The 26,052-nt window shown below is 68.8% G+C and carries 16 protein-coding genes; 5 read left to right on the top strand and 11 right to left on the bottom strand.

The window, feature by feature from the left end; genetic code table 11:
- The 9 genes from MZV50_RS13310 to MZV50_RS13350 all read right to left on the bottom strand — a co-directional run bounded on the left by MZV50_RS13310 (position 1) and on the right by MZV50_RS13350 (position 13,367).
- Positions 1-996, bottom strand: coding sequence for a pectinesterase family protein (locus tag MZV50_RS13310; protein ID WP_252635135.1), 996 nt, complete (start codon positions 994-996; stop codon positions 1-3).
- 190 nt (positions 997-1,186) lie between these two features.
- The gene (locus MZV50_RS13315) at positions 1,187-4,255 is read right to left on the bottom strand and encodes a TonB-dependent receptor (RefSeq protein WP_252635136.1); all 3,069 of its coding nucleotides are present in this window, start codon (positions 4,253-4,255) and stop codon (positions 1,187-1,189) included.
- 112 nt (positions 4,256-4,367) lie between these two features.
- Complete coding sequence (locus MZV50_RS13320; RefSeq protein WP_252635137.1) at positions 4,368-5,321, bottom strand: FecR family protein; 954 nt, start codon at positions 5,319-5,321, stop codon at positions 4,368-4,370.
- Complete coding sequence (locus MZV50_RS13325; RefSeq protein WP_252635138.1) at positions 5,296-5,877, bottom strand: RNA polymerase sigma factor; 582 nt, start codon at positions 5,875-5,877, stop codon at positions 5,296-5,298. Before MZV50_RS13325 ends, MZV50_RS13320 begins: the two co-directional genes overlap by 26 nt.
- Before the next feature lie 202 nt (positions 5,878-6,079).
- On the bottom strand, positions 6,080-7,597 hold the full coding sequence (locus MZV50_RS13330) for a phosphoesterase (RefSeq protein ID WP_252635139.1): 1,518 nt from the start codon (positions 7,595-7,597) through the stop codon (positions 6,080-6,082).
- A gap of 111 nt (positions 7,598-7,708) precedes the next feature.
- Positions 7,709-10,600: a TonB-dependent receptor gene (locus MZV50_RS13335; protein ID WP_252635140.1), complete on the bottom strand. Its 2,892-nt coding sequence runs from the start codon at positions 10,598-10,600 to the stop codon at positions 7,709-7,711.
- A 103-nt stretch (positions 10,601-10,703) separates the two neighbouring features.
- Positions 10,704-11,627, bottom strand: coding sequence for a FecR family protein (locus tag MZV50_RS13340; protein WP_252635141.1), 924 nt, complete (start codon positions 11,625-11,627; stop codon positions 10,704-10,706).
- A complete protein-coding gene (locus tag MZV50_RS13345) occupies positions 11,624-12,130 on the bottom strand; it encodes an RNA polymerase sigma factor (protein ID WP_252635142.1) in 507 nt (168 codons plus the stop codon). The genes MZV50_RS13340 and MZV50_RS13345 overlap by 4 nt, the downstream gene beginning before the upstream one ends.
- Before the next feature lie 208 nt (positions 12,131-12,338).
- Positions 12,339-13,367, bottom strand: a complete 1,029-nt coding sequence (locus MZV50_RS13350) for a LacI family DNA-binding transcriptional regulator (RefSeq protein WP_252635143.1) — start codon at positions 13,365-13,367, stop codon at positions 12,339-12,341.
- A 211-nt stretch (positions 13,368-13,578) separates the two neighbouring features.
- Here MZV50_RS13350 and MZV50_RS13355 point away from each other — a divergent pair, with 211 nt between their 5' ends.
- The 5 genes from MZV50_RS13355 (at position 13,579) to MZV50_RS13375 (ending at position 22,319) form a co-directional block, all read left to right on the top strand.
- The gene (locus MZV50_RS13355; RefSeq protein ID WP_252635144.1) at positions 13,579-15,165 is read left to right on the top strand and encodes a rhamnogalacturonidase; all 1,587 of its coding nucleotides are present in this window, start codon (positions 13,579-13,581) and stop codon (positions 15,163-15,165) included.
- Between the two features lie 65 nt (positions 15,166-15,230).
- Positions 15,231-18,290, top strand: a complete 3,060-nt coding sequence (locus tag MZV50_RS13360) for a TonB-dependent receptor domain-containing protein (RefSeq protein ID WP_252635145.1) — start codon at positions 15,231-15,233, stop codon at positions 18,288-18,290.
- 151 nt (positions 18,291-18,441) lie between these two features.
- Positions 18,442-20,046: a glycoside hydrolase family 43 protein gene (locus MZV50_RS13365; RefSeq protein ID WP_252635146.1), complete on the top strand. Its 1,605-nt coding sequence runs from the start codon at positions 18,442-18,444 to the stop codon at positions 20,044-20,046.
- 112 nt (positions 20,047-20,158) lie between these two features.
- A complete protein-coding gene (gene uxaC, locus MZV50_RS13370) occupies positions 20,159-21,601 on the top strand; it encodes a glucuronate isomerase (protein ID WP_252635147.1) in 1,443 nt (480 codons plus the stop codon).
- The gene (locus MZV50_RS13375; RefSeq protein ID WP_252635148.1) at positions 21,585-22,319 is read left to right on the top strand and encodes an IclR family transcriptional regulator; all 735 of its coding nucleotides are present in this window, start codon (positions 21,585-21,587) and stop codon (positions 22,317-22,319) included. The genes uxaC and MZV50_RS13375 overlap by 17 nt, the downstream gene beginning before the upstream one ends.
- Positions 22,320-22,332: 13 nt before the next feature.
- Here MZV50_RS13375 and MZV50_RS13380 read toward each other — a convergent pair whose 3' ends face one another.
- Both MZV50_RS13380 and MZV50_RS13385 read right to left on the bottom strand, forming a co-directional pair.
- Positions 22,333-23,745 (bottom strand): glycoside hydrolase family 30 protein, encoded by a 1,413-nt coding sequence (locus MZV50_RS13380; protein ID WP_252635149.1) that lies wholly within the window; start codon positions 23,743-23,745, stop codon positions 22,333-22,335.
- Complete coding sequence (locus MZV50_RS13385; protein ID WP_252635150.1) at positions 23,745-26,048, bottom strand: beta-glucosidase; 2,304 nt, start codon at positions 26,046-26,048, stop codon at positions 23,745-23,747. Before MZV50_RS13385 ends, MZV50_RS13380 begins: the two co-directional genes overlap by 1 nt.
- Positions 26,049-26,052: the final 4 nt, after the last annotated feature.

Here is a 26,052-nt window from a genome sequence, read left to right on the forward strand (position 1 = left end):
CTAGAGCGCGGCCGCCGAGACCAGGGCGCGCGCCTCCTGCGCCGAAAGCCAGCGGCCGCGGTTCAGCGGGCCGGCACCCGGGCCGGTCGGATGAAACTGCGAGAACCGCGCGGACTCGGGCTGCAGCATGGTGCGCGGATTGCCGTCCTTGCCCGTGTACCACATCTCGGTCCAGCCCGCCGGAGCGATGTGGTCGTCCAGCCAGCAGTCGATGAACGCGCTCATGCCGACATAGCGCGGATCGCCGTAGCGGCCGTCGGCGAACTGGCTGGACGGCCGCCAGGGCCGGCCCAGGTAGACCGAGCCCGGCTTGGTCCCGGCCTCCTTAGTCAGGCGACAGCGATGGAAGACGAAGCCGACGACCTGGTCGATCGGCGTGCTGGGGGCGACGATATAGCCGTCGATCGGATCGACCGGACGCGGCCGCGACCGGATCTCGCAGTCGCGGAACAGGGCCCGCCCCGCGCCGAAGATGAAATCGTAGCTGCCTGTCACCAGGCAGCGGTCGAAGACCGCGCCGCCGGCGTCGGGAAACAGGGTGTCCTGGTAGCCCAGGATGTCGACCTTCGTCAGCCGCGCCCGGTCCGAGCCCTTGTCCAGCATTAGGGCCACGGCCTGGGGCCCGGCCCCGTCGTGGGAGTGCAGGCCGCCCGGCTTGGACATCTCGGCCAAGCCATCGAAGGCGTTCTGGATGGTGAGGTTGCTGGCCGCGAAGTCCGGCGCGCGGACGAACAGGGTCGGGGTGCGGAACGTGCCCCACCGCTTGCCGTCCGGCGCGGTCAGGCCCGAGGCGGCCAAGTGGCTGATCACCGAGCCGCGACGGTCCTGCCCGATCAGGTGAACGAACGGCTTGTCGATTACGACTTGCTCGTCCCAGGCGCCGCGGGTGACCAGGATGCGGAAGGGCTTGCGGCCGTCCGCCGGGGCGGCCGCGACCGCTTCCGACAGCTTGGCGTAGGCGGGCGCGGCGACCGGCGACTTTCCCGCCCCCGCCACAGCACCGCGTCATAGCGTTGGGAGGCCAGGACCGGCCCGCCGGAAGCCAACAGCGCCGCGCCGGCCAGGACGCCTCGGCGCGAAGGAAGCAGCAGCGACATCGAGCCTCTCAAATCAAAGGGGCGGGCGCCGGCGGGGAGGACCGCCGACGCCCTGTATTCCTCGGGAGGAGGAATGTTCCAGAGTTTGCTTAGAACGAGTAACGCAGCCCGAAATTGAACTGCCGGCCCGTGTGCGAATAGACGTAGACGCTGTCGCGGCGGCTATCTGTGTACTGATCGTTGAAGGCGTCGGTCAGGTTCAGTCCCTCGAACGTCAGCTTCAGCCGCGTGTTGATCGCGTACGAAGCCGAGGCGTCGATGGTGGTGATCGAGCGCACCCCGTCGATGTCGTTGGTGCTGGTGCCGCTGGGCACGGCGGTCAGGTACTTGTCGCGATAGGCCGCCGAGACGCGGGCGCTGAACTTGGAGTCCTCGTAGTACAGCGTCGCGTTGAAGGCGTTCTTCGACAGGCCGACCAGGTCGTTCTGCACGAAGCCGGTCGGCGAGCGGGCCGAGATGTAGTCGATCTTGGAGTCGACCACCGTGGCGTTGAAGATCGCCCCGGTGTGGCTCAGGAAGCCCGGCAGGAAGGTGAACGGCTGCTGGTAGCTGACCTCGATCCCTTTCAGCGGACCGCCTTCGGTATTGACCGGCTGGCTGAACAGGAAGGTGTCGTTGACCGAGACGCCCAGGCCGTCCAGCAGGCTGGCCGGCAGGCCCGAGGCGCTGAACGGCTGCGAGATCCGCGACGTCTGGATGTAGCTCTTGATGTCCTTGTAGAACAGGCCGACCGACAGCAGGCCGTCCTTGGCGAAGTACCATTCGGCCGACAGGTCGTAGGTCGTGGCGCGGATCGGCTTCAGGTACGGATTGCCCGAGCTGACGCTGAACACGCCCACGGTCGACAGGCTGCCGCCGGGGGTCAGGCTGCCCAGGTTCGGACGGGTCATCACCTTGGCCGCGCCGAAGCGCAGCAGGAAGTCCGGCGTCACCTCGGCCGTCAGGTTCAGGGCCGGCAGGATGTCGTCATAGTCGCGCTTGACCGTGGTCTGCTGGGCCGCGCCGGCCACCAGCTGATAGCCGGTCGAGCTCTGCTCGGTCTTGACGTAGCGCACGCCGACGTCGCCGCGGATCGGCCAGGCGAAGCGGTCGGTGTGGAAGTCCAGCTGGGCGTAGGCGGCGCTGTCCTTTTCCTCAACGCTGCGGATGTTGCCGCGGGCGTTGGCGTTGCTGGCGCCCGACAGCTCGAACAGGCCCGTGCCGCTGTAGATGTTGAACAGCTTGGCGAAGGCGTTCAGGTCCGGCGCAGCCCACTGGGTCGGGATGCCCGAGGCGTCCAGGCCCTTGCCGAAGCCCGAGACCAGCTTGGTCAGGCCCGACAGGGTCACGCCGGCCGGCAGCTGCGGCACGACCCCCTCGTTGACCCGGGCCAGGGCCCAGGAGTCGAAGTCGTATTTCTTGAAGTTGACGCCGACCTTCAGGTTCAGGCCGTCATTGAGGCGATAGTCGCCATCCAGCTGGGCGGTGGCGATTTTGTTGGTCACGCCCTGCGGCCGCAGCCGGATCTCCGAGCGCGCCGCGCCGAAGTTGTAGGCCAGCGGATCGGTGACGTCGAAGCCGAAGTTCATCGACGGCAGGTTGGCGTTGCCCCGATAGTCGTACGAGAAGCCGTCGGCGTTCTCGCGGTTCAGGATCACCGTGGTCTGGATCGGATTGTTGAAGTCCGACTTCGAGAAGCCCGCCAGGCCGCTCAGCTTGAAGCGGTCGCCGAACTCGTGCTCGGCGGTGAAGGTGGCCTGGGTGTACTTGGTGTCCAGCTTGTCGAAGCGGGTCTCGCTCTCGACGTCGACGTCGTCGAACAGGCCGTAGACCATATCTCCTTTCGCATTGACCACGCCGTCACGGACGATGATCTCGGGCCGGCCGCCCTGCGAGGCGTTGCGGGCGAACGACAGGGCTTCCAGCCAGTTCTCCTCGCGCGTGGCCTTGAAGTCCGAATAGAGGACGTCCAGGCCGATCAGGGTACGGTCGTCCGGACGCATCTGGAACGAACCGGTGATCCCCAGGCGCTTCTGCTCGTGGGTCAGGCGGCCGTAGCGCGGGAAGCGCGGGGTGTAGACCGAAGCCGAGCTGGCTTGCGTGAAGGTCGAGGCGGGGCTGAAGCCGCCGACCTCCGTGCCGTTCAGCCAGCCGCCCGAACCGTGCCCCTCTTCCAGCAGGCCGCGCTCGGTGTAGGCCACCGAGACCAGCGCCCCCAGCTTGCCGTCGAACCAGGTGTTTGAGGCCAGGACCGCGAAGCGCGGGTCCCACGACTTGGAGAGGTCGTTGTAGCCCTCCTGGGCCGAGACCACGAGGGTCGCGCCCTTGTAGTCGAACGGCCGGCCGGTCTGCAGGTCGACCGTGGCGCCCAGCGAACCCTCCTCGGTCTGGGCCGAGGCGGTCTTGCGCACCGTGATGCTGTTGAAGAGCTCCGAGGCGAAGACGTTGAAGTCGAAGGCGCGGTTGCGGTTGGCGCCGCCCGAGCTGTCGGTGCCGCTGGCCGTGCTCTGGCCTTCGACGCCGTTGATGCGCACGCGGGTGAACTGGGGACCCAGGCCCCGGACGGTGATCTGACGGCCCTCGCCGGCGTCGCGGGCGATCGACACGCCCGGCACGCGCTGGATGGACTCGGCCAGGTTGGCGTCGGGGAAGTCGGCGATGTCCTCGGCCTTGATGACATCAACCACGCCGCTGGCGCGGCGCTTCAGGTTCATGGCGCTCTGCAGGCTGGCGCGGAAGCCGGTGACGACGACCTCCTCGACCTCGGCGGCGGTCTCGGGCTCCTGGGCCGCGACGGGCGCGGCGGCCTGGGCGGCGATCAGCGGCACGGGCGCGGTGGAGGCCAGCTGCAGCGAGGCCGTCTGACCCAGCACCGCCGTGCGGCCGTTGTTGGAGACGACCGTCAGGTCGCCGCCGCGCAGCAGCCGCGCCAGGCCTTCCTCGACCGTATAGGCGCCGCGCACGGCGTTGACGCGCTTGCCCTGGACCGCGCCCTGCGGGGCCAGGATCTGCAGCTCGGCCTGCTTGCCGAACTGAGGAATGCCGGTGGCGGCGGGCTGTTCGGCGACATCGAACTTGCGCACCTGCGCGTGCGCGCCGGCCGCGACCAGCAGGGCCGTGGCCCCGGTGGCCAGCATCAGGCAGGACTTGGTGGTGTGATTACGCAGTGACGTCCGCATGCGCCCCTCCCTCTGGGTTTCATTCAAACGGCGCTTCTGGGAGCGCCCGTCTGGAGCGATGAGGCGGAAACCGGTTTCCGTCACAAAAAGTCGAAAAATTTCGCCGCGCCCTTCAGCCGCCACGCAAAACAATGGCGTCGCCGCTCTGGCTGACCTTGCCGTTGAAGGTCTGGGCGGCGGCCTCGGCGAAGCCTTCCGGGTCGTTGGTGAGGAACCAGCCGACGAAGCGCTCGTCGGCCAGACGCGCGTCGGCGACCTGGATCTTGCGGTCGTTGTAGCGATTGAACTCGGCGGCCGCCTCGGCCAGGGTCTGGCCGTCCAGCACGATCTGGCCGTCGCGCCAGGCCAGCTGCCGGGTGAGGTCGGTGTCGGCCTTGGGCGGCGAGATCATGCCGACGTCGTTGTCGGCGAACACCCGCTCGCCGGCGGCCACGCGGCGCGGCGGCGTGCGGCCGTCCTCGGTCCAGACCTCGACCACGCCCTCGGTGACCAGCACGTCGCTGCCGCCCTCGCGCTTGCGCACCGAGAAGGCCGTGCCGACCGCGCGCACCCGCACCGGGCCGCTCTCGACCACGAAGGGGCGCGAGGGATCCTTGGCCACGGCGAACCACGCCTCGCCGCGCTCCAGCTTCACCGCGCGCAGCCGGGGCTGCATGCTGACCTCCAGCTCGGAGTCGGTGTTGATCGCCGCGACCGAGCCGTCGGCCATCGGCACGCGTCGGATCTCGCCCAGGACGGTGTCGTAGCGGCGGGCCAGCAGGCGCGGCGCGGCCACGGCCGCGACCAGGCCCGCGGCGAGGGCGCCCAGGCCCGCGATCACGCCCCGCCGGCGCACCACCGGCGTCGCGGCCGTCGCCGGCGCATCCTGGACGGCCAGGACGCTGGCGCGATCCATGTGCGTCCACGCGGCCTCGGCGCGGGCATAGGCGCCGACGCGCCGCCGGTCACCGATCAGCCACGCGTCGAGCGCGGCCCGGACGCCGGGATCCTGGCCGTGACGGTCGACGCGGACCACCCACCGGGCGGCGTCCGCCTCGATGTCAGCGGCGCTTTCGCGTTCGACCATCGGTCTTCTCTCTGGCTCCGTTGGCCCGGGCGTGGGCGTCCTGTTCGGTCATGGCCGCGAGGATGGCGCGCAGCCCCCTCACCGCCTCGTTCTCGACCACGTGCTCGGTCACGCCCAGCCGCCGGGCGATCTCGCGCTGGGGCACGCCCTCGATCTTGCGCATCTCGAAGATCCGGCGACAGCGCTCCGGCAGAGCCGCGATCAGCCCCCTCACCCGCTCCAGCTCGCGCCGGCCCGAGACGATGCGCTCGGCCGACGGCTCTTCCAGCGCCAGGTCCAGCGACTCGATCTCGCTCACGGTCTCGATCCGGACCACGCGGGCGCGTCGGATCTGTTCCAGGGCGACGCTGCGCGCGGCCTGGAAGAAATAGCCGCGCGGCTCATCGATATGCTCGATGTTGGTCAGGGCGGCCAAACGGCAATAGGTCTCCTGGATGATGTCATCGACGTCCCCTGCCGCGGCGAACGAGCGCCGCAGCCAAGCGCGCACGGCGGCTTCATGGGGCAGGATCTCCCGCCCCAGCCAAGCCACGACGCGTGCGCGTCCTTCCGACAACGTTCCTCCGGCCTTGATCTATTGATCTTAACCCATCGCGATGCACGAGCCGCGAAATTCCGTCAAACAAAGTCGATGAACCCGCACTGAGCGAGCCCTCGGCCGGCGTCCGTCGGTCGGGTGGATGGGCAGAGGACGATAGGCTGACGCAGTTCCCAAGGCCGCCAGGCTTGGGATCGTTTCCTCGAAAGAGGCCTCGCCCCTACTTTACGGCGATGAAGATCGGGTTGGCGTAGAACCAGAGGTCCGACCAGGGGTCCTCGCCCAGCGGGTCCGGCAGCGGCTCGGCCTCGCCGCCGCCCGTTCCGCGCACCCGGACATAGGTGGGGCCGCGAACGTTCTTGAGGACGTGGACCATCGACAGCACCTCGCCCTCGCGCGCCCATGAGGTGGGGGTGAAGGCGCGGACGACGCGGGTCGAGGGATTGGCGTCGAGGGCGCGGTCGGCGGATGGCCCGGTGATGTCGCCCTGGATCAGGTCGATCCGGGCGACGCTGGGCGAAAGGCCGCCGAAGTTCTGGCCCGCCGGATCGCGCACCCGGATGACCACCGTGACGTCCGACCCCGCCGGAACCTCCAGGCGACCGCCGATCTCGGCCTTGGCGCCGCCGGCGCTGGCCGTGACGTCGACCTCCGAGACCAGGTCGCCCAGAGTCACGAAGATGCGGCCGTTGCGCAGACCGTCCAGCACGTCGTCATAGGTGTGGGCGGCCTTCACGTAGGTCTTGGAATATTGGCCGGGCCAGAAATCGTCGCCGCCGTCGGTGTAGTGGCGATGGGAGTCCGAAGTCGCTGTGACCCACCAGCCGCGCCCCTCGCCCAGCATGGCGTCCCAGAAGCCGCCCAGCTTGGCGGTCATCTGGTCGAAGCCGCCCATCGTCGGGGCGCGCGAATAACCGCCGCGATCGCCCTGGGGCTTCAGCGAACCGTCGGGCTTGAGGCTCGAGGCCTGGTGCCCGGGCGCGCCCTCCATGCCGACGGCGACGTCGGGGGCGGTGTCGTTCCAGTTGCGCAACTCGGACGGCGAGACCAGGCCGTAGCGGCCGACGCCGGTCGCGGACCGGGACGGATGGTTGGCGATCACCACGGGCGGCTTGGGCAGCGCCTTCATGTGGCGCAGCGCCTCCAGCATGAAGCCCTCCTGGTCGCGCGCCGGGTCAGCTGGCCAGGGTTCGCGCCGATTGTAGCGGCTCTCGATGCCGAACAGCGCGTCCCGTTCGTCCGCCGTGCGCGGCAAGATCAGGCTGGAGTGCTCGGCCGCTGGCGTATCCAGCTCCATGCCCCAGAACTGCAAGACGCCGGGCGTCTCGCGCCGCGAGCGCACCAGCTCGGGATAGGCTTCGTCTCGGTTCAGCTTGGAATGGTTCGGACCGCCGTGGTCGGTGGCGACCATCCAGGCGAGGCCGTACTTGGCGGCCATGCGGGCGTTGGTGGTGATCGGATTGCTGGCGTCGCCCGCCTTCACCAGAACAGGCGGCTGGGACGGGTCGGCGGCGGGCTTCACCGAAACGCTGAACCAGCTGTGGACATGATGGTCGCCAGCCAGCCAGCGGCGCTCCGAGGCCTTGGCGGGGCGCGCGGCGCGGTGCGCTGGCGCGACTGGTTGCACGGCGTGTCCGGGGTGAGCGAAGGCCGTCGTCGCGGAAGCCTCGGCCAAGAGGGCCATCGCCGCGACGGCGAGCGAAAGGCCCTGGCGTTTCTTTCGAGAGATCATGGACATGGACACGTCCTAGCCAGCGGTTGTGACAGTTGCGTCGCGAGGCTTGGACGACGCTGGCCCGCGCGGCGAAGCGCGGGCCAGTCCGAGCGCGACGGCTGGGCTGAGAGCCGGTTAGAACTTGGCCCGTAGGCCGAAGCTCACGGTGCGGCCATAGTTGGTGTAGCCGCCGAACCATCCGCCCTTCACGTACTGCCACTGGGAGGCGTTCGTCAGGTTCTGCGCCTCGATCGCCGCGGTCAGCTGCGACGTGATCTTGTAGCTGACGCTGGCGTCCAGCGAGCCGAATGCGCTGTCGTTCAGCGCCGACAACCCTGCCCCGCCGACGTCCTGCAAGACGTCGTCGACCCAGCTGTAGCTGGCGCGCGCGGCGAAGCGGTCCTTCTCGTAGAAAGCCGTCACGTTGAAGCTGTTCTTGGCGACGTTGACCATCTCGTCCTTGAGGGTCGGCGAGTAGGTCGCTTCGGTGTCGGTGTAGGTGTAGTTGGCCAGGAAGCCCAGGCCGTCGAACGGGGCCGGCAGGGCCTTGAACAGGTGCTGGTAGGCCAACTCGACGCCCTTGATCGTCGCCTTGCCGCCGTTGGTCGGCGAGGTCAGCTGATAGGTCAGGCCGTCGACGACGATGTTGGTCGTCTGGCTGTAAACGAAGGTGGTGATGTCCTTGTAGAAGGCGCCGGCGACCAGGGCGCTGCCCGGGGCGAAGTACCATTCCAGGGTCGCGTCATACTGCCAGGCCTCGAACGGCTTGAGCTGAGGATTGCCGCCCACCGCGGTCAGTTGCACGCCCGAGGAGTTCAGCGTCAGGCGCGGCGCCAGGTCGGCCAGCGACGGCCGGGTGATCACCTTGGCGGCGGCGACGCGGGCCTGCAGGGTGTCGGTCAGTTCCAGGGCGAAGTTGGCCGTCGGCAGCACGTCGGTGTAGGTCTTTTCGTATCGCACCGGGATGGCCGCCGAGCCGGTGTCGGCGTGGCCGGACGAGATCTGCTTGGTCTGGGCGATCCGGACGCCGACCTGGCCGCGCAGCGGGGCCTCGAACAGGCGGGAGTCGATGTCGCTCAGGGCGTAGCCCGCGGCGATGTCCTCGGACACGTGATACGAGTTGCGCTGATCGGCCCGCGCCGTGCCCTTCTGGTTCGGGTCACGCAGCGTCCAGAAGGCGGCCGGGTCGGGCATGACCCAGGTCCTGGGCAGGGTCCCATCGACCTCGCCCAGGAAGTCGCTGACCGGGAACGGGTCGAAATATTCGGCTCCGAAGAACTTGCCTGCCAGATTGGTGGTGTAGTTGATGTCGGCGCGATTGTACGAGCGCGAGCGCTCGCGGTACTTCACGCCGAACTGCAGGCGGCTGAGCGGGCCCCAGGCGACCGGCCGTTCAGCGTCGAACTGCAGGGCGGTCTCGTCATCGGTGGCGTCGTTGACGCGCCACTCGATGCGGCGGAACGGCAGCAGGGATGGATTGTTGAAGTCCGTCGTCAGCAGTTGGACGCTGGGGATACCGTCCTTGGCCCGCGTCATCGAGAAGGCCGTCTGGCCGATAGCGCCCTGCAGGCGCGTGCGGGTGATCGGCTTGGACGTCTCGGAATAGGCGCGCGCATAGGCCAGGTCGGCCGTGAGGGTCCAGTCCTCGAGCTTCTGGCGGATCTTGCCGGCGACCATCAGGTTGTCGTGCGCCAGGTCGCTGACCTCGCGGCCGATCTGGCTGGTGGAGGTCACCGTGCCGCCGACGAGCGTGCCATCCTTGACCACCGCCGTGCCGGCGACCAGGCTCGAGGCGGTCTGGTCGGCCGAATAGGTCAGCTCGTCATAGTGGTCGTCCAGCTTGGTGTAGCTGGCGTCCAGCGTGATCTCGGTCTCGTCGCTGGGGCGGTACTGGGCCGAAAGCACCAGACCCTTACGCTCCCGGTCTTCGCGCTCCAGCGTCGGACGGATCGCGAGGGGATAGAGGTTGATCCCCTGGGCGATGAGCGTGCGGCCCAGGCTGGTGGTCGGATCCGAATAGCTCCAGCCCACGCCGGTGATGCGGTCCTGGCGCAAGGTGCGCTGGTCGTAGACCGCGGCCGCCAGAACGCCGAAGGTGCCCGCCGCATTGGTCCAGCTGGCCAGGCCCGACAGGCGCGGATCGGTCTTGCCGGCCAGCTCCGGGCGGCTGGCGGTGGCCGACAGCGCCAGGGTGGTGCGGCCAAGGTCCAGCGGACGGAACGTCTTGATATCGACGACGCCGCCAATCGCCCCCTCGTCCAGCGAGGCCAGCGGCGTCTTGCCCACCTCGACTCCGGCCACCAGTTCGGACGGCAAGGTGTCGAAGCGGAATTGGCGGCCGCTCTGGCCGCTGTCGCGCATGTTCTCGTTCACCGCGGCGCTGCGGCCGTTCAGGGTGACGATCTGGAAGTTGGGGCCCAGCCCCCGGACGCGCACGAACAGGCCCTCGCCCCGGTCGCGGGTGATGGCCACGCCTGGCACGCGCTGCAGGGCCTCGGCGATGTTGTTGGACGGGAACTTGCCGATGTCCTCGGCCGAGATGGCGTCGACGACGTTGGCGGCCTTGCGCTTTTCCGACAGGGCGCGGGCCAGGGAGTTGGCGAAGCCGCCGGTGACGACCAGTTCCTCGACCGTGGCGGGCTCTTCCTGGGTCGGCGCGACCTCGGCCCGCGCGATCGGCGCGGCGATGGGCGCTGGCGCGGTGGAAACGCGCTGGGCGGCCGGGCGCAGGATCGCGGCTCCGCCATTGCGCACGAAGGTCAGGCCCGTGCCACGCAGCAGCTCGGCCAGACCGCGTTCGGCGTCGAACTGGCCGCGTACGCCTCCCGTGTGCTTGCCGTTCAGCAGCACCGGATCGGCCAGCACCTGAAGGCCGGTGGCTCGCGAGAAGCTGGGCAGGGCCGAGGCCAGGTCACCGGCCGGAATGGCCAGGGTCGGCTTCTCGGGCGGCGCGGCCACGGCCGGGCTCGTCGCCAGCAGCGCGGCGGCCGATGCCGAGGCCAGCCAGGTCCAGGTCTTCGCAGTCATGTCGTCATCCCCGAATTCACGGCGCTCGACGCCGGTTCGGCGGGGAAGACGCTGGCGGCGGCCAGATCCGGACAGGGATTTTTGTGAAGTTTCCGCGACGTGCTCAGCGCGACAGCACCAGACCGTCCGGCGTCTGACGAACCGTGAAGCCGTGCATCAGGGCCAGATTGCGCACCAGGGCCTGCGGCTCGTCGAGGCGGAAACGGCCCACCACCCGCTGACGACCCAAGCTCGGATCGGCGATCTTGATCGGCGTGGCCGACGCGCGGTTCAGGCGCTCGACCAGCCGCGCCAGGGTCACTCCATCTGTCTCCAGCCATCCCGAGCGCCAGTCGTCGGCGTGGAGGTCGAACGCGCGAACCGCCGACAACCGGCCCTCCTTGGCGAAGGCGCGCTGACCCATCGTCAGCTCGGCGGTGCGATGGATCAGCCCCGTCGGGGCCAGCCGTACGCGGCCGCGTCGCACCGAAAGCTCCAGGCGGCCATCGCCGCGCTCGAGGTCGAAGGCGGTGCCCAGCACGCGGGCCGATCCCTCGGGCGCCTTGACGGTGAACGGCCGTCCCGTGTCGTGGGCGACGTCGAAGAAGGCCTCGCCGCGCACAAGCTCCACCTGCCGGCGCCGGGTTCCCAGGCGCACGTCCAGGCGCGTGGCGCCGTCCAAGGTGACCCGCGTGCCATCGGCCAGGGTCGCGACACGCTGCTGGCCCGGCGCCGTTTGCAGCACGACCGGCGTGACGGTCATCAGTTGCGCTTGCGGCCAGACGGCGAAGGCGGCCAGGCCGCAGGCCACGATACCGCCGGCGAGCGCCACCCAACGCCCGACGCCGCGCGCGACGCCGCGCCGTTGCTCGCTCAGGCGCATCGCCTCGGCCAGGGCCGGATCCTGGCTGGCGCGCCAGACCTGATCGAAGGCTTGGGCGTGTGTCGGGTCGGCCGATTTCCAGGTCTCGAAGGCCGCGTCGTCACGGTCGGCGGCGTCCAGGCGCCGGGCGGCCCAGAGGGCGGCTTGCTGGCGGGCGCGGCTCATCGGCGCCCTCCTCCGACGCGCCGCTCGGCCCGCGCGATCTCACGATGCAATTGCTCCAGCGCTCGCGCCACGTGCTTTTCGATCGCCGCCTCGCTGAGACTGAGATCCTCGGCGATCTGGCGCGGCGAGTGGCCGTGCAGCCGGCGGCGGATGAAGACGTCGCGACGCAACGGCGGCATGGCGTCAAGCGCCTTGCCGAAGACCTCGACCTTCTGGCGATGCATCAGAATCTGCTCCGGCGCGGGGGCTTGGCAGGGAATGTCGTCGTTCAGCGCCTGGGCTGGTCGCCGGCTCGCGCGGCGGAAATGGTCGCGCACCAGATTCAACGCGATGCGATAGCCCAGAGCCGCGCGATCGACGATGGTCTTCGCCTGCTCGTAGGCCAGCAGCCGCTCGAAGGTTTCCTGCACCAGATCCTCGGCGGCCGCCGGATCGCGCGTTCGACGGACGATGAACTGATAGAGATCGCGCCGCTGCGCGCGCAGGCTGGCCAGGTCGCTCATCGGAGCTTTTTCTGGCCCACGGGGGCGACGGGACTTGGAGGCCACGGCGGCATGCCTCGGCGCCTAGCATGGGTTTGTGACAGTTCAGCCAGGCCTTAGGGGGCGACAGGGCCGGCGCCGAGGCTGTTCTGGCCATCACGTTCCTCAGAAGCGCCCGAATGCTAGGGCGACCTTGGCGCGCAACGAGAGCTCACTATAGCGGAATTAGTCACCGGCCATTCTTGCGGGGGTCGTCCATGGCGGGGCCGACCGACTTGCCGTGGACCAGCGTCAGGTCGATGCGCTCGTGTGGCCAGCTCGCCCGCGCGCCGCTGATCATGTCCAGCAGCCGTTCGGTCACGGCCTGAGCCATGTCGACCAGCGGTCGCCGGATGGTCGTCAGCGCCGGGGTGATCATCGAGGCGATGTCGCTGCCGTCGAAGCCAGCCAGTGAAAGCTGGCCCGGAACGGACACGCCGCGTTCGCGGGCGATCTTGGCCACGGCGGCGGCCATGATGTCGTTGGCGGCGAAGATCGCCGTCGGCGGCTGATCCAGCGACAGCAGCGCTTCGGCCGCGGCCGCGCCGCTGTCGAAACCGTAGTCTCCCTCGCGCCGGTAGGCTTCTGGCATGCTCCCGCCGATGCCTTCGAGAAAGCCGGCCTTGCGTTCCTGGGCCGACCGGAAATGCGCCGGACCTTCGATCATGGCGATCCGACGATGACCCAGTTCCAGCAAGTGCTGGCCCAGGGCTCGCGTCGCGCCCCGTTCGTTGCTGACCAGCATGCAGGGATATTCGGGCAGCGACACCGACGCGATCCCGACCGATGGCACGCCCAGGCGCGTCAGCCGCTCGGGAATGGCGGCGATCTCGGACGTCGGCGGCAAGACGATCAGCCCGTCCACGCGCGAGCGCCGGACGAAGTTCTCGATGTCGGACGCGATGTCCGGATTGGCGAAATGCACCGGGCGGACGACCAGCTCGTAGCCGTGCGAGGAACAGGCCTCGACGATGCCGCGCTGCAGAGCGCCGATCACGTGGGCGTTGGGATCGTCCTGGACCATGGCGATCAGGAACGACCGGCCCGAAGCCAGGGCCCGCGCCCGGGTGCTGGGGCTGTAGCCGAGGCGCTCGATGGTCTCGAGCACGGTCTTGCGGGTCTCTGCGCCGACATGGGGCGACTCGTTGAGGACGCGGGAGACGGTGCGAATCGACACGCCCGCCGCCAGCGCGACATCGTCGATTGTCACGGACAGCACCGCGCCAAACTCCCCTCGTCCCAACGCGAAACCTCCCTGTTCCCAGCATGTGGCATACAACGGCATTTGTATGATTGCTAGCGTTGGCAAATCGTCTGCCAGCGCTGGCATTTTTGATGCTACCGCTACCATTTGTCATTGACTCCACCCTGGGTGCGGCGCTTTTCTCTCGCTCAACGGCCTGCGGCAGACGGGTTTGGGGAGCGCCAGGATGAGATTTGATCGTAGAGGCATGGTGCTGGCGGGCCTGGTTGGAGCCGGCGCCCTGACGCCGAACCTGGCGACGGCCGCGCCGCCGAAGCCGACCTCCCCCACCGACCACTGGTTCAACATCCGCGACTACGGCGCCGTCGGCGACGGCGCGCGGATCGACACGACGGCCATCAACAAGGCCATCGCGGCGGCCGCGTCGCATGGCGGCGGCACGGTCTATTTCCCGCCGGGAACCTATGCCAGCTATACCCTGCGCCTGAAGAGCAAGGTCACCCTGCTGCTGGACGTCGGCGCGGTGCTGCTGGCGGCCGACACGCCGCCGGGCGGCCCTGGCTACGACAGTCCGGACGAAGGCGCGGCGACCAACAAGTTCCAGGACTACGGCCACAGCCACTGGGCCAACAGCCTGATCTACGGCGAGGGGCTGCACGACATCGCGATCGTCGGCCAGGGCCTGATCTGGGGCAAGGGCCTGAGCCGGGGCCACCGCTTCGACACCGATCCGCCCGACGTCAGCGGTCCCGGCGTCGGCGACAAGGCCATCGCCCTGAAGAACTGCCGCAACGTGCTGCTGCGCGACTTCAAGGTGCTGCAGGGCGGCTGGTTCGCCCTGCTGGCCACCGGCGTCGACAACATGACCATCGACAATCTGGTCGTCGACACCAACCGCGACGGTCTGGACATCGACTGCTGCCGCAACGTCCGCGTCACCAACTGCACGATCAACTCGCCGTGGGACGACGGCATCTGCCCGAAGAGCTCGTTCGCGCTGGGCTATGCCCGTCCGACCGAGAACCTGACCATCTCGGACTGCTTCCTGACCGGCGACTTCGAGATGGGCTCGGTGATCGACGGCACGTGGAAGCGCATGCCGCCGACGTTCTCTGGCTATGGCCGCATCAAGCTGGGCACGGAGTCGAACGGCGGCTTCAAGAACATCACCATCACCAACTGCGTGTTCGACAACTGCTACGGCCTGGCCCTGGAGACGATGGACGGCGCCCTCACCGAGGACATCGCCATCAGCAACATCGCCATGCGGGGCCTGCGCTTCCCGCCCCTGTTCCTGCGCCTGGGCAGCCGCATGCGCGGCCCGGCGGGCGCGGAGATCGGCAAGCTGCGGCGGGTGACGATCCAGAACATCGTCAGCCATGGCGCCAAGCCCTGGCCCTCGATCATCGCCGGCGTGGCCGGCCATCCGGTCGAGGACATCAAGATCAGCGACGTCTACTTCCACCAGCAGGGCGGCGGCTCGGCCGAGCTGGCCCGGCGCGATCCGCCCGAGGCCGACAAGGCTTATCCGGACCCGGACATGTTCGGCGACCTGCCGGCCAACGGCTTCTTTATCCGGCACGCCCGCAATATCGAGATGAGCAATGTCGAGATCGCCGTGGAAGCGCCCGACGCGCGCCCGGCCTTCTGGATGCGCGACGTCACCGACATCGACCTCTTCCGCCTGCGCCTGCCGCGCGGGGCGAACGGAGGCGCGAACTTCGCCTTGGACCAGGTCACCGGCTTCCGCAGCTTCGGCGGCCGATGGCTCGAGGACAGGCGCTTCGATGGGACCGTCACACAGACATTCTGACCGGCCATCAGGCCGACGGGATCAGCAAAGGACGGCCATCAAGAGCCGTCGCAGGAGGGATTTCAATGAGCAACAAACTTTATCTGACCGCGGCCTCGCCTATCGCGCTCGCCGTTTCCTTGCTTTTGCCAGCGCTGGCACAAGCCCAAACCGCGCCGACGACCAGTGATGGCGCCGAGGTCGAGACCATCGTGGTCACCGGCTCGCGCCTGGCTTCGCGAGGCTTCAGCGCGCCGACGCCGGTCTCGGTCGTCGACGCCGAGGAGTTCAAGCAGTCGGGCGCCGTCAATGTCGAGCAGGTGCTGAACAACGCGCCCCAGTTCATCGGCTCGCAGAACAACGGCCCGACGGCCAACACCGTCCCGGGCGGCACGGCCACGCTGAACCTGCGCGGCTTCGGGGCGCAGCGGAACCTGGTGCTGGTCAACGGTCGTCGCTTCGCCATCGCCGGCGCGGACCAGACGACCGACATCAACACCATCCCCGCCTCGCTGATCCGCCAGACGGAAGTGGTGACCGGCGGCTCGTCGGCGGTCTACGGCTCGGACGCCATCACAGGCGTGGTCAACTTCGTCCTGCGCCAGGACTTCGAGGGCGTCGAGCTGAACGTCCAGGAGAACTGGGACAGCCACACCACCACGCGGACCCATAACATCGACCTGACCGTCGGCGGCAACTTCGCCGACGGCAAGGGCAACGCGGTCGTCTCGGTGAACTATCTGGACCGCGGCGCCATCTCGCGGCGGATGCGTGGGAACTGGGCCTATGACTCGCTGTCGGACGGCTGCGTCACCGCGGCCTCGTTCAGCAAGAGCAAGGCCGGCACGCCGTTTTCGCCGCCGTCGGGCCAGACCTGCGCCCAGGCTGGCGGTCGCCAGGGCCTGATCGCGGGCGGCAGCGGCGACATCCCCAACGGCCGCTTCACCGGCGTGCCGCTGGTCGGCTCGTCGACCTCGAACCCGGCCCTGGACGCGGCGTTGGTTGCCGCCGGCCTGGGCGGCATGGGCTCGCGCGGCTTCACCTTCAACGACACCGGGACGACGGCCCGCCCTGCCCTCACCCCGCAGGACGACTTCAACCTGAGTCCGGACAACTACCTCATCATCCCGCAGAAGCGCTGGATGCTGAACGCGATGGGCCACTACGACTTCAACAGCAAGGTCACCGGCTACGTCGAGGCGCACTATAGCAACAACGTCGTCGACATGCAGCTGGCCCCGACCAACATCAACGGGCCGTTCCTGTTCAACGTCAACAACCCCTACCTCAGCGCGCCGATGCAGGAGGTCCTGCGCCAGCTGGACCTGAAGGAGACGGGGACGACGACGGTGACGACCGGCACGGCGACCCGCACCACGGTGGCCGGCGACGGCCTGGCGGTGATCAATGTCGGCCGCCGCCTGCGCGAGGTCGGTCTGCGCCGCAACAACGCCGAGCGTAACGTCTTCCGCTTCGCGGCCGGCTTCCGGGGGGACCTGGGCGACGTGTCCGAAAGCTTCCTGCGCGACCTGAAGTACGACGCCTACTATACCTTCGCCCGCACCTCCGAGACTGACCACCAGGACGGCAACGTCTCCCGCAGCCGCTTCCAGGCCAACCTGCTGTCGGTGGGCGGCGCGGCGCCGGTGCTGAACGTCTTCGGCCCGAACATCTCGGCCGCCGGCGTCCAGGCCATCGCCATCGGGGCCACCAACATCACCGAGGCCAAGCAGCAGGTCGCCGCGGCCAACCTGTCGGGCGAGGCCTTCAGCCTGCCGGCCGGCCCGGTCGACTTCTCGGCCGGCCTGGAGTGGCGCTACAACGCGGCCAAGTACATCCCCGACGAGTTCCTGCGCTCGGGCGACGTGGTCGGCTTCAATCCCGGCCTGCCGACCGGCGGCAGCACGATCGTTAAGGAGGTCTATGGCGAGATCCGCGCGCCGATCCTGGCCGACCTGCCGTTCATCAAGAACCTGACCGCCAACGGCGCCTTCCGCTATTCGGACTACAATCTGAAGGGCGTCGGCGGGGTCTGGACGTATTCGGTCGGCGGCGCCTGGGCCGTGACCTCGGACGTCAACTTCCGCGGCCAGTTCCAGCACGCCATCCGCGCGCCCAACGTCGGCGAGCTGTACGGCGGCCTGGCCCAGAGCTTCGACGCGGCCACCGACCCCTGTTCGAGCCGCGCGCCGACCGCCCAGCAGACCGCCGCCGTCCGCGCCGTCTGCGAGGCCACCGGCGTGCCGGCCGCCCAGGTGTTCAGCGCGGGCGTGCAGTCCAATACCATCATCGGCAACCTGTCGGGCGGCAATCCCAATGTCGGCATCGAGGAGTCGGACACCTACACGGTCGGCGTGGTCCTGACGCCCCGCGCAGTTCCGGGCTTGGCGGTCAGCGTCGACTACTTCAACATCGACCTGACCGGTGCGATCTCGCAGCTGGGCGGCGGCCTGAACAACACCCTGAACCTCTGCTACTACATCGTGCAGAGCGCCAGCAGCGAGTTCTGCCAGGCCATCAAGCGCAATCCCGTGACCGGCGAAATCGCCCCGCCCTACTATGCGACCGTCACCAACGCCAACACCGGCGGCCTGAAGACGGCCGGCGTCGACTTCGCCGCCAACTATCGGTTCAAGACCGACTTCGGCTGGCTGCCGGATGACAGCGCCTTCGACATCTCGACCAACTGGACCTGGACCGACGAATTCACCTCGACGCCCGTCCAGGCCTTCCCGAACATCAAGAACTACTGCGTCGGCGCGTTCGGCACGACCTGCGGCCAGCCGATCCCCGAATGGAAGGGCGGCACGCGGATCACCTGGCGCACGGGGCCGCTCAGCCTGAGCGTCAAGCACCGCTTCATCGGTGCGGTGACGACCGACAAGTACTTGCTGCCCAAGCGGCTGGGCAACACGGTCCCCGACCTGGCCACCCTGACCAATCCGAAGCTGCCGGCCCAGAACTACTTCGACCTGTCGTTCAGCTATGACCTGAGCAACGGCGTGCAGGTCTATGGCGGAGCCCAGAACATCTTCGATCGGGATCCGCCGATCGTCGGCAGCGCGGCGCCGGGGGCCAACACCTACGCGGCGACCTACGATGTCCTGGGAACCACCATGTTCCTGGGCGGTCGCCTGAGGTTCTAGAGATCGTCGAGGAAGGGCGCTTGCGCTTGTGCGGGGACCCGGCGCGTATCGGCCGGCCTGCCCCGCCGCCCTCCCTGGCGCCGGCGCGCGTGGATGCGGACCTCCCGCCGCTCCACGCGCGCCCGGACCTTCGTCTAGCCTGGAGTTCGTGATGCGATCGAGATCCCTGCCGGCCTGGATCACCGCCCTGGCGTTCCTGCCGCTCGCGGCCTTCGCCGAACCGACGCCGACCTATCGCAATCCGATCTTGCACGCGGACTATTCTGATCCTGACGTGATCCGCGTCGGGGACCGCTACTACCTGGTCGCCTCGACCTTCCACTTCTCGCCGGGGCTGCCGGTCCTGGAGTCCAGGGACCTAGTCCACTGGACGATCCTGGGCCATGTGCTGCCGCGCCTGCCGTTCGCGCCGGAATACGACCTGCCCGGCCCGGTTCCGACTGACGATACCGGCGCGCGGATGCCGCGCGACCAGCGGACCGTGGGACAGCGCTACGCCGGCGGCGTCTGGGCGCCGTCGATCCGTCATCACGACGGCCGCTTCTACGTCTATTTCGCCACCCCCTACGAGGGGATCTTCATGGCCACGGCCGAGAAGCCGGAGGGGCCTTGGAGCGCGCCGGTCGCGGTGATCGCCGGCCCCGGTTACGAGGACCCCTGCCCGTTCTGGGATGATGATGGCCAAGCCTATCTGGTCCACGGCAAGGTCGGCGCCGGCCCGCTGGTGCTGCACCGCATGGCGCCGGACGGCAAGTCGGTGCTGGACGCCGGAACCGTGATCGCCGAGGACGCCAAGGCTCTGCCGGTTCTCGAAGGCCCCAAACTCTACAAGCGCGACGGCTGGTACTACATCTTCGCCCCGACCGGCGGCGTCGAGACCGGCCCCCAGACCGTGCTGCGCTCGAAGACCATCTGGGGACCGTACGAGCATCGCGCCGTGCTGATCCCCGGCAACGGGCTGAACGGGCCGCATCAGGGCGGCTGGGTCGAGACCCCCTCCGGCCAGGGCTGGTTCGTCCACTTCAACAGCAAGGGCGCCTACGGCCGCATCGTCCACCTGCAGCCGGTGACCTGGAAGGACGGCTGGCCGTTCATGGGTCAGCCCCCGCCGGTCGGCGACGGGACCAGCGGTTGGCCGGTCATGCAGCACGCCGCGCCCGACGTCGGTGGCCGCTTCCCGGCGGTGAAGCCCCAGACTTCGGACGACTTCTCCGCCAAGGCGCTGGGCCCGCAGTGGGAGTGGAATCACAATCCCGACAACAAGCGCTGGAGCCTGAGGCAGCGCCCGGGCTTCTTGCGCCTGACGGCCGCGCCTGCTCCGAACCTGGTCAGCGCCCGCAACACCCTGACCCAGGTCCTGCAGAGTGAGCATGCCGTCGTCACGACCCGGCTCGACGCGACCGGCGTCGCCGAGGGGCAGCGCGCCGGGCTGTCGATGTTCGGCCAGGGGCTCAGCTGGATCGGCGTCGCACGGCGCGAGGGCGCGTTGCGGGTGGTTCAGTCCTATTCAGGCGCCGAGGTTCTCGGACCGCCGCTGAAGACCAGGACCATCGACCTCCGCGTCTCGGTCTCCGACCAGACCGCGCGCTACGCCTACAGCCTCGATGGCGGCGAGAGCTTCGTCGAGCTGGGCGCGGCCGCGCCGTTGCGATTCAGCTGGTGGAAGGGCGCGCGACCGGCGCTGTTCACCTATGGCGATCCGACGAAGTCGCGGCAGGGCTATGCCGATTTCGACTGGGTGAAGGTCACGCCGTGATTTTGATCCGTTTTCCGAGACAAGGCGGGTTGATCGACCCGCCGTCAACCGCCACCTCCTGGCGGTCGGCGTTCCGCGCCGACCGCGCTTTTTGACCGAGTGACGCGTAGCCATGCCCAGGCCACTGAATTTCCATGAAGATCGGCTGTTCCCGGCGGATGCGACGACGCGGTCGTACGCGCGGGGGCTTTATGGGCTGGTCAAGGACCTGCCGATCATCAGCCCGCACGGCCACACCGATCCTTCCTGGTTCGCGACCAACGAACCGTTCCAGGACGCCACCGACCTGCTGCTGGCTCCGGACCACTATCTCTTCCGCATGCTCTACAGCCAGGGCATCTCCCTGGACGCCCTGAAGGTGCGCTCCAAGGCCGGGGTTCCGGCCACCGATCCCCGCGCGGCCTGGAAGCTGTTCGCGTCGAACTTCCACCTCTTCCGCGGCACGCCCTCGTGGATCTGGCTGAACCACGTGTTCAGCCAGGTGTTCGGCTTCACCGAGTTCCTCGACGAAACCACGGCCGACGCCTATTTCGACGGCATCAACGCCGCCCTGGCCACCGACGCCTATCGGCCCCGGGCCCTGTTCGACCGCTTCAACATCGAGACCCTGGCCACCACCGAGGGCCCGCACGAGAGCCTCAAGCACCACCAGGCCATCCGCGAGAGCGGCTGGGGCGGCCATGTGATCACCGCCTACCGCCCCGACGCGGTCATCGACTTCGAGGACGAGCGCAGCCCGCGCGCCTTCGAGCGCTTCGCCGAGGTCTCGGGCCAGGACGTCTATAGCTGGAAGTCCTACCTGGAGGCTCACCGCCTGCGCCGGGCGGCCTTCATCGAGGCCGGGGCGACGTCTTCGGACCACGGCCACCCGACGGCGGCCACCGCCGACCTCTCCGACGTCGAAGCCGAGGCCCTGTTCCAGGATCTGGTGAAGGGCAATGTGACGCCGCAGAAGGCCGAGCTCTTCCGCGCCCAGATGCTGACCGAGATGGCCAAGATGAGCCTGGACGATGGGCTGGTCATGCAGATCCACCCCGGCTCGCACCGCAACCACAATGTCGGCCTGCTGGGCACTCACGGCCGCGACAAGGGCGCCGACATCCCGATGCGCACCGAATATGTCGATGCGCTGAAGCCCCTGCTGACCCGGCTGGGCAACGATCCGCGCCTGTCGGTGATCCTGTTCACCCTGGACGAGACCACCTACAGCCGCGAACTGGCCCCGCTGGCCGGCCACTATCCAGTGCTGAAGCTGGGCCCATCCTGGTGGTTCCACGACAGCCCCGAAGGCATGATGCGCTTCCGCGAGCAGGTCACCGAGACCGCCGGCTTCTACAACACCGTCGGCTTCAACGACGACACCCGCGCCTTCCTGTCCATCCCGGCCCGCCACGACGTCGCCCGACGCGTCGACAGCGCCTTCCTGGCCCGCATGGTCGCCGAGCACCGCATGGACCTCAACGAAGCCGAGGACCTCATCGTCGACCTGACGTACAACCTGCCTAAGAAAGCCTACAAGCTGGATCAGAGCGCCCGCCATGTTCATGCCCACTGACACGCCCGATAAGGCCGAACGGGTCAGCCAGACCTTGCTCCGTGCGCTGGACATCCTGGACGCCGCGCGCGGCGGTCCGGTCGCCCTGACCGAGCTGGAACGACGCCTGGGCCTGACTCGTAGCACCGCGCACCGCCTGGCTTCGGCGCTGGTCGATCGCCGGCTGCTGACCCACGACGCCCGCAAGGGCTATCGCCTGGGCCCCAAGCTGATGGACCTGGGCTTCCAGGCGCGTGAATCCACCAGCCTGGCCGCGGTCGCCCAACCCGTCCTCGACGGGCTCAGTCAGACCATGGAAGACGCCTCGAACCTGGGCGTTCCCGATGGGGATCATGTCGTCTACATCGCGCGCTCGCCCAGCCGCCGTCGGGTGGCCGTGCGCCACCAGGTCGGCGACCGCAACCGGATCAGCACGACGGCGCTGGGCCGGGCGCTGATGCTGGACGCGTCGACCGAAAGCTGGACCGCCTATTTCCCCGACGAGCCGCAACCGGCGGCCAAGGCGATCGGCGCGGCCTGGCACTTCGACGAGGCCGGCGACTGCATCCGTTGCGTGGCCGCGCCGATCCGCGACGCCAGCGGTGCGATCGTGGCGGCGGTCAGCCTGTCGAGCATCCCGCAGTACATGCCCGAGGATCGGATGGCGCTGGCCGAGCGCGAGGTCGTCGAGGCGGCTAACGCCATCAGCCGCCGCCTGGGCTGGGGCTGGGAGACCTAAGCCTCCCGACCGATCACCAGGTGAAGGTGCCCGCCGCCCGCGCCGGCAACGAAGCCTTGAACCGACGCCCGCCTTCCGTGATCGCGAAGGCCGCAGGCTCTTTACCCACGTTCAACACGATCAGGACACGGCCGCCGTCGCGATTCTGGAACGCCACCGTGCGCAGGTCGCCGACCTTGGCCGGCGAGCCGATCCGCACAGCGCCGGGCTTCACGAACCGGCTGGCGTGACCGAAGGCGTAGTATTCCTGGGTGCGGGTGATCGCGCCCGTCTTGCTGTCGATGGTCACGAACGGCCGGCAGTCGCTGCAGCCGCCCTTATGCGGACCGAAGGTCTCGTCCAGCGCCAGGTTCCACATCAAGACGCCGCGTGAGCCGCCGCGCACCGAGCCGATGATCAGGTTCTCGACCATCCAGGCGAAGCTGTCGTCGAACTTCGGGGCCCATTCGCCGCCCGAGCATTCGGTGAGGAACACCTCCTTGTCAGGGTTGGCGTCGGTCACCGGCTGCTGGGCCGAGACGTCGCCGGCGTAGCAGTGCCAGGCGACGCCCGCGAGGAAGGCCCTGGCCTTGGGATCGGCCAGCACCGTCGTCGGCTGCTCGGGTTTGTCCCAGTTATGGTCCCAGTCGAGGACCTTGGTCGCGATCTTCTCGCGCTCGAAGGTCGGCGCCAGGTGCTCGCCGAAGAACCGGGCGCGGTCCTTGGCCAGCCAACGCATGCCCGGATAGTTGTCAGGCTCGAAGTCCGGCTCGTTCTGGATGCTGAGATAGTCGGTCGGCACGCCGACCTTGCGGGCCGCCTTGACGTAGCGCGCGAAGAAGTCGGCATAGACCGGGTAGGCTTCGGGCTTCAGCTGGCCCTTCACCAGCGCCCCGGTGGTCTTCATCCAGGCTGGGGCGCTCCACGGCGAGGCCATGACCTTGAGATCGGGATTGATCTTCAGCGCCGCCCGAACTGTCGGGAAGACGTATTCCTGAGGCCGCTTCAGCGAGAAGTGCTCCAGTTTCGGATCGGCCGCGCCGCCGGGGGCCTCGTCCAGGCTGTAGTGGTCCAGCGAGAAGTCCGAAGCGCCGATGGTGATGCGGGTGAAGCTGAAGCCTAGTCCGCCCTCCCCGCGCCCATACAGCTCGCGCAGCAGCCGATCGCGCTGGGTCGGCGTCAGCTTGGTCTGGATCAGCCAGGCCGAGGCGTCGGTGATCGCACCGCCGAAGCCGACGATGGTCTGGTGGCGCTCCTTGGCGTCGACGTTCACGACCGGGAGGCCGGCGAGTTCCCCGGCCGTGACGACGCCGGACGACGGCTGCGCGGTCAGCAACTGGCTCTTGTCGCCCGTGGTCACCCAGCTCTGGAGCTTGGGCCCGGCGACAGCGGGGGCCGTCGCGACCAGCGCGACGGCGGCGACGGCGTTGGCGAGCAGTACGCGCATCACGGCTTCCTCGACCAGGCCTTCAGGTTGGCCGCGCCGGTCAGCGCGGCGTCGCCGGCGTGGCGACCGACATACAGAGGGTAGCGGCCTGCCGCGAGCGTCCAGCCGGGCTTGGCGGTGTCGTAGTCGGCTAGGAGGCGCGGCTCGACGGTCAAGGTTACCCGCCGGGTCTCGCCGGGCGCCAGGTCGACCTTCTCGAAGCCCGCCAGACGGACCATCGGCTTGCGCTTGCCGGCCGTGACGTAGAGCTGCGGCGTATCGGCGCCGGCCACCTTGCCGGTGTTGGTGACGTCGAAGCTTACCTTCAGCCCGGCGGCGTCCTCGACCTTGAGGTTCTTGTAGGCGAAGGCCGTGTACGAGAGACCGTAGCCGAACGGATAGAGCGGCTGGCGCTTTTCCTGGGCGTACCAGCGATAGCCGACGGCGGCGCCCTCGACGTACTTCACGTCGAAGGTCTTGATCGGACCAGCCTTCTGGCCGGCGCGGCGGGCGTCGTCGATCGCGGCCTGCTCGGCGAAGCCCGGCGCGCTGGCGCGCGGGGCCTGGTCGGCGGACTTCGGGAAGGTCATGGCCAGTCGGCCCGATGGATTGACCTCGCCGAACAGCAGGCGGGCGATAGCCTGGCCGCCGCGCTGGCCGGGATACCAGGCCTGCATAACCGCGCTGACGCGATCCAGCCACGGCATGGTCACCGGCCCGCCGGTCTCTAGCACCACGATGGAGCGCTTGTTGGCGGCGGCGACGGCGTCGATCAGGGCGTCCTGGTTGTCGGGCAGGACGATCGACGGCGCGTCCTGAGCCTCGGTCTGCCAGTGCCAGGCGAAGACGATGGCGACGTCGGCGTCCTTGGCCGCGGCGGCCGCGGCGGCGGGATCCTTGCCGTCGACATAGATCACCTCGGCGCCCGGCGCGGCGGCCTTGATGGCCTCCAGCGGCGAGGAGGCGTGCCAGGTGACGCGGACGAACGAGGCGGCCTCGCCACCGTCCAGCGGGATCTCGACTGGCGCGCCGCCGACCGATCGCACCTGCGACGAGCCGCCGCCCGAAATGACGCCCACATCGGCACGGGCGCCGATCAGCACGATCTTCCTGGCGCTCTTGGCCAGGGGCAGCAGGTTCCCGTCGTTCTTCAGCAGCACCGAGCCACGCTCGGCCACGGTCTGGGCGACCTTGGCGTGGGCGTCGTAGTCGATCGGCTGGGCGGTCGTCGGGGTCGGGTCGTCCATCAGGCCCGAGGTGATCACCCCGTGCAGGATGCGGCGGACCATGTCGTCCAGGCGCGCGGGGCTGACCTCGCCCTTCGCTACGGCGGCCTTCAGGTCGTCGCCGAAGAAGATCTGGCTATCCAGCTCCTGGCCCGACTGCTGGTCCAGGCCCGCCAATGCAGCCTTGACCGTGCTGTGCACCGCGCCCCAGTCCGACATCACGAAGCCCGGATAGTTCCAGTCGCGCTTGAGCACCTTGTTCAGCAGGAAGTCGTTCTGGCAGGCCCAGTCGCCATTGACCTTGTTGTAGGCGCACATGACCGAGGCCGGGTTGCTCTTCTCGATCGCGATCTGGAAGGCCAGGAGGTCGCTCTCCCGCAGGTCCGCCTCGTCGATCTGGGCGTCCATCACGTGGCGGCCGGTCTCCTGGGCGTTCAGGGCGAAGTGCTTGATCGTCGAGACGATGTGGTTGGACTGCACGCCTCGGATCTGTTCGCCCGCCATCTGACCGGCCAACAGCGGGTCCTCGCCCAGATATTCGAAGTTGCGGCCCGCCCACGGGTCGCGGGTCAGGTTGACGCCGCCGGCCAGCAGGACGTTGAAGGTCTTGGCGCGGGCCTCGGCGCCGATCATCGCGCCGCCGGCGAAGGCCAGCCTGGGCTCGAAGGTCGAGGCCAGGGCCAGGCCCGACGGCAGGGCCGTGGCGACGTCGCCCTTGCGCTGTTCGACCTGGTTGGCCACGCCCAGGCTGGCGTCGCTTTCCCGCAGCGTCGGGATCTTCAGGCGCGGCACGCCCGGCACGTAGCCCGCCGAGGGGATCATGTCGGCCGGCGCCGGCTTGGTGTTCGGCGGGAAGAGCCCGTGCAGATACGTGATCTTTTCGTCCAGGGTCATCTGCTTGACCAGGGCGTCGGCGCGGACCCAGGCCGGATCGTTGGCGCGCGGGGCCAGCGGGGCGCTGGCCTTTGTCGGCATGACCTCGGCGACGGCGCCCGACCCAAGGGCCAAAGGCAGGGGCGCGAGGGAAAGCAACGCCACGGCGGCGGTAGTCCGGCACAGGATCCGCAAGGCGGATGCAGGCTGGGCGGCGGTCGTCATGACG

This window comes from Caulobacter segnis (assembly GCF_023935105.1).
GTDB lineage: Bacteria > Pseudomonadota > Alphaproteobacteria > Caulobacterales > Caulobacteraceae > Caulobacter > Caulobacter segnis_B.

What these genes read in the sequence shown, in the direction of transcription:
- MZV50_RS13315 (WP_252635136.1), bottom strand. Translation starts at nt 4,255, where the DNA reads ATGCGGACGTCACTGCGTAATCACACCACCAAGTCCTGCCTGATGCTG.
- MZV50_RS13320 (WP_252635137.1), bottom strand. Translation starts at nt 5,321, where the DNA reads ATGGTCGAACGCGAAAGCGCCGCTGACATCGAGGCGGACGCCGCCCGG.
- MZV50_RS13330 (WP_252635139.1), bottom strand. Translation starts at nt 7,597, where the DNA reads ATGTCCATGATCTCTCGAAAGAAACGCCAGGGCCTTTCGCTCGCCGTC.
- MZV50_RS13335 (WP_252635140.1), bottom strand. Translation starts at nt 10,600, where the DNA reads ATGACTGCGAAGACCTGGACCTGGCTGGCCTCGGCATCGGCCGCCGCG.
- MZV50_RS13340 (WP_252635141.1), bottom strand. Translation starts at nt 11,627, where the DNA reads ATGAGCCGCGCCCGCCAGCAAGCCGCCCTCTGGGCCGCCCGGCGCCTG.
- MZV50_RS13345 (WP_252635142.1), bottom strand. Translation starts at nt 12,130, where the DNA reads ATGAGCGACCTGGCCAGCCTGCGCGCGCAGCGGCGCGATCTCTATCAG.
- MZV50_RS13355 (WP_252635144.1), top strand. Translation starts at nt 13,579, where the DNA reads ATGAGATTTGATCGTAGAGGCATGGTGCTGGCGGGCCTGGTTGGAGCC.
- MZV50_RS13360 (WP_252635145.1), top strand. Translation starts at nt 15,231, where the DNA reads ATGAGCAACAAACTTTATCTGACCGCGGCCTCGCCTATCGCGCTCGCC.
- MZV50_RS13365 (WP_252635146.1), top strand. Translation starts at nt 18,442, where the DNA reads ATGCGATCGAGATCCCTGCCGGCCTGGATCACCGCCCTGGCGTTCCTG.
- uxaC (WP_252635147.1), top strand. Translation starts at nt 20,159, where the DNA reads ATGCCCAGGCCACTGAATTTCCATGAAGATCGGCTGTTCCCGGCGGAT.
- MZV50_RS13375 (WP_252635148.1), top strand. Translation starts at nt 21,585, where the DNA reads ATGTTCATGCCCACTGACACGCCCGATAAGGCCGAACGGGTCAGCCAG.
- MZV50_RS13380 (WP_252635149.1), bottom strand. Translation starts at nt 23,745, where the DNA reads ATGCGCGTACTGCTCGCCAACGCCGTCGCCGCCGTCGCGCTGGTCGCG.
- MZV50_RS13385 (WP_252635150.1), bottom strand. Translation starts at nt 26,048, where the DNA reads ATGACGACCGCCGCCCAGCCTGCATCCGCCTTGCGGATCCTGTGCCGG.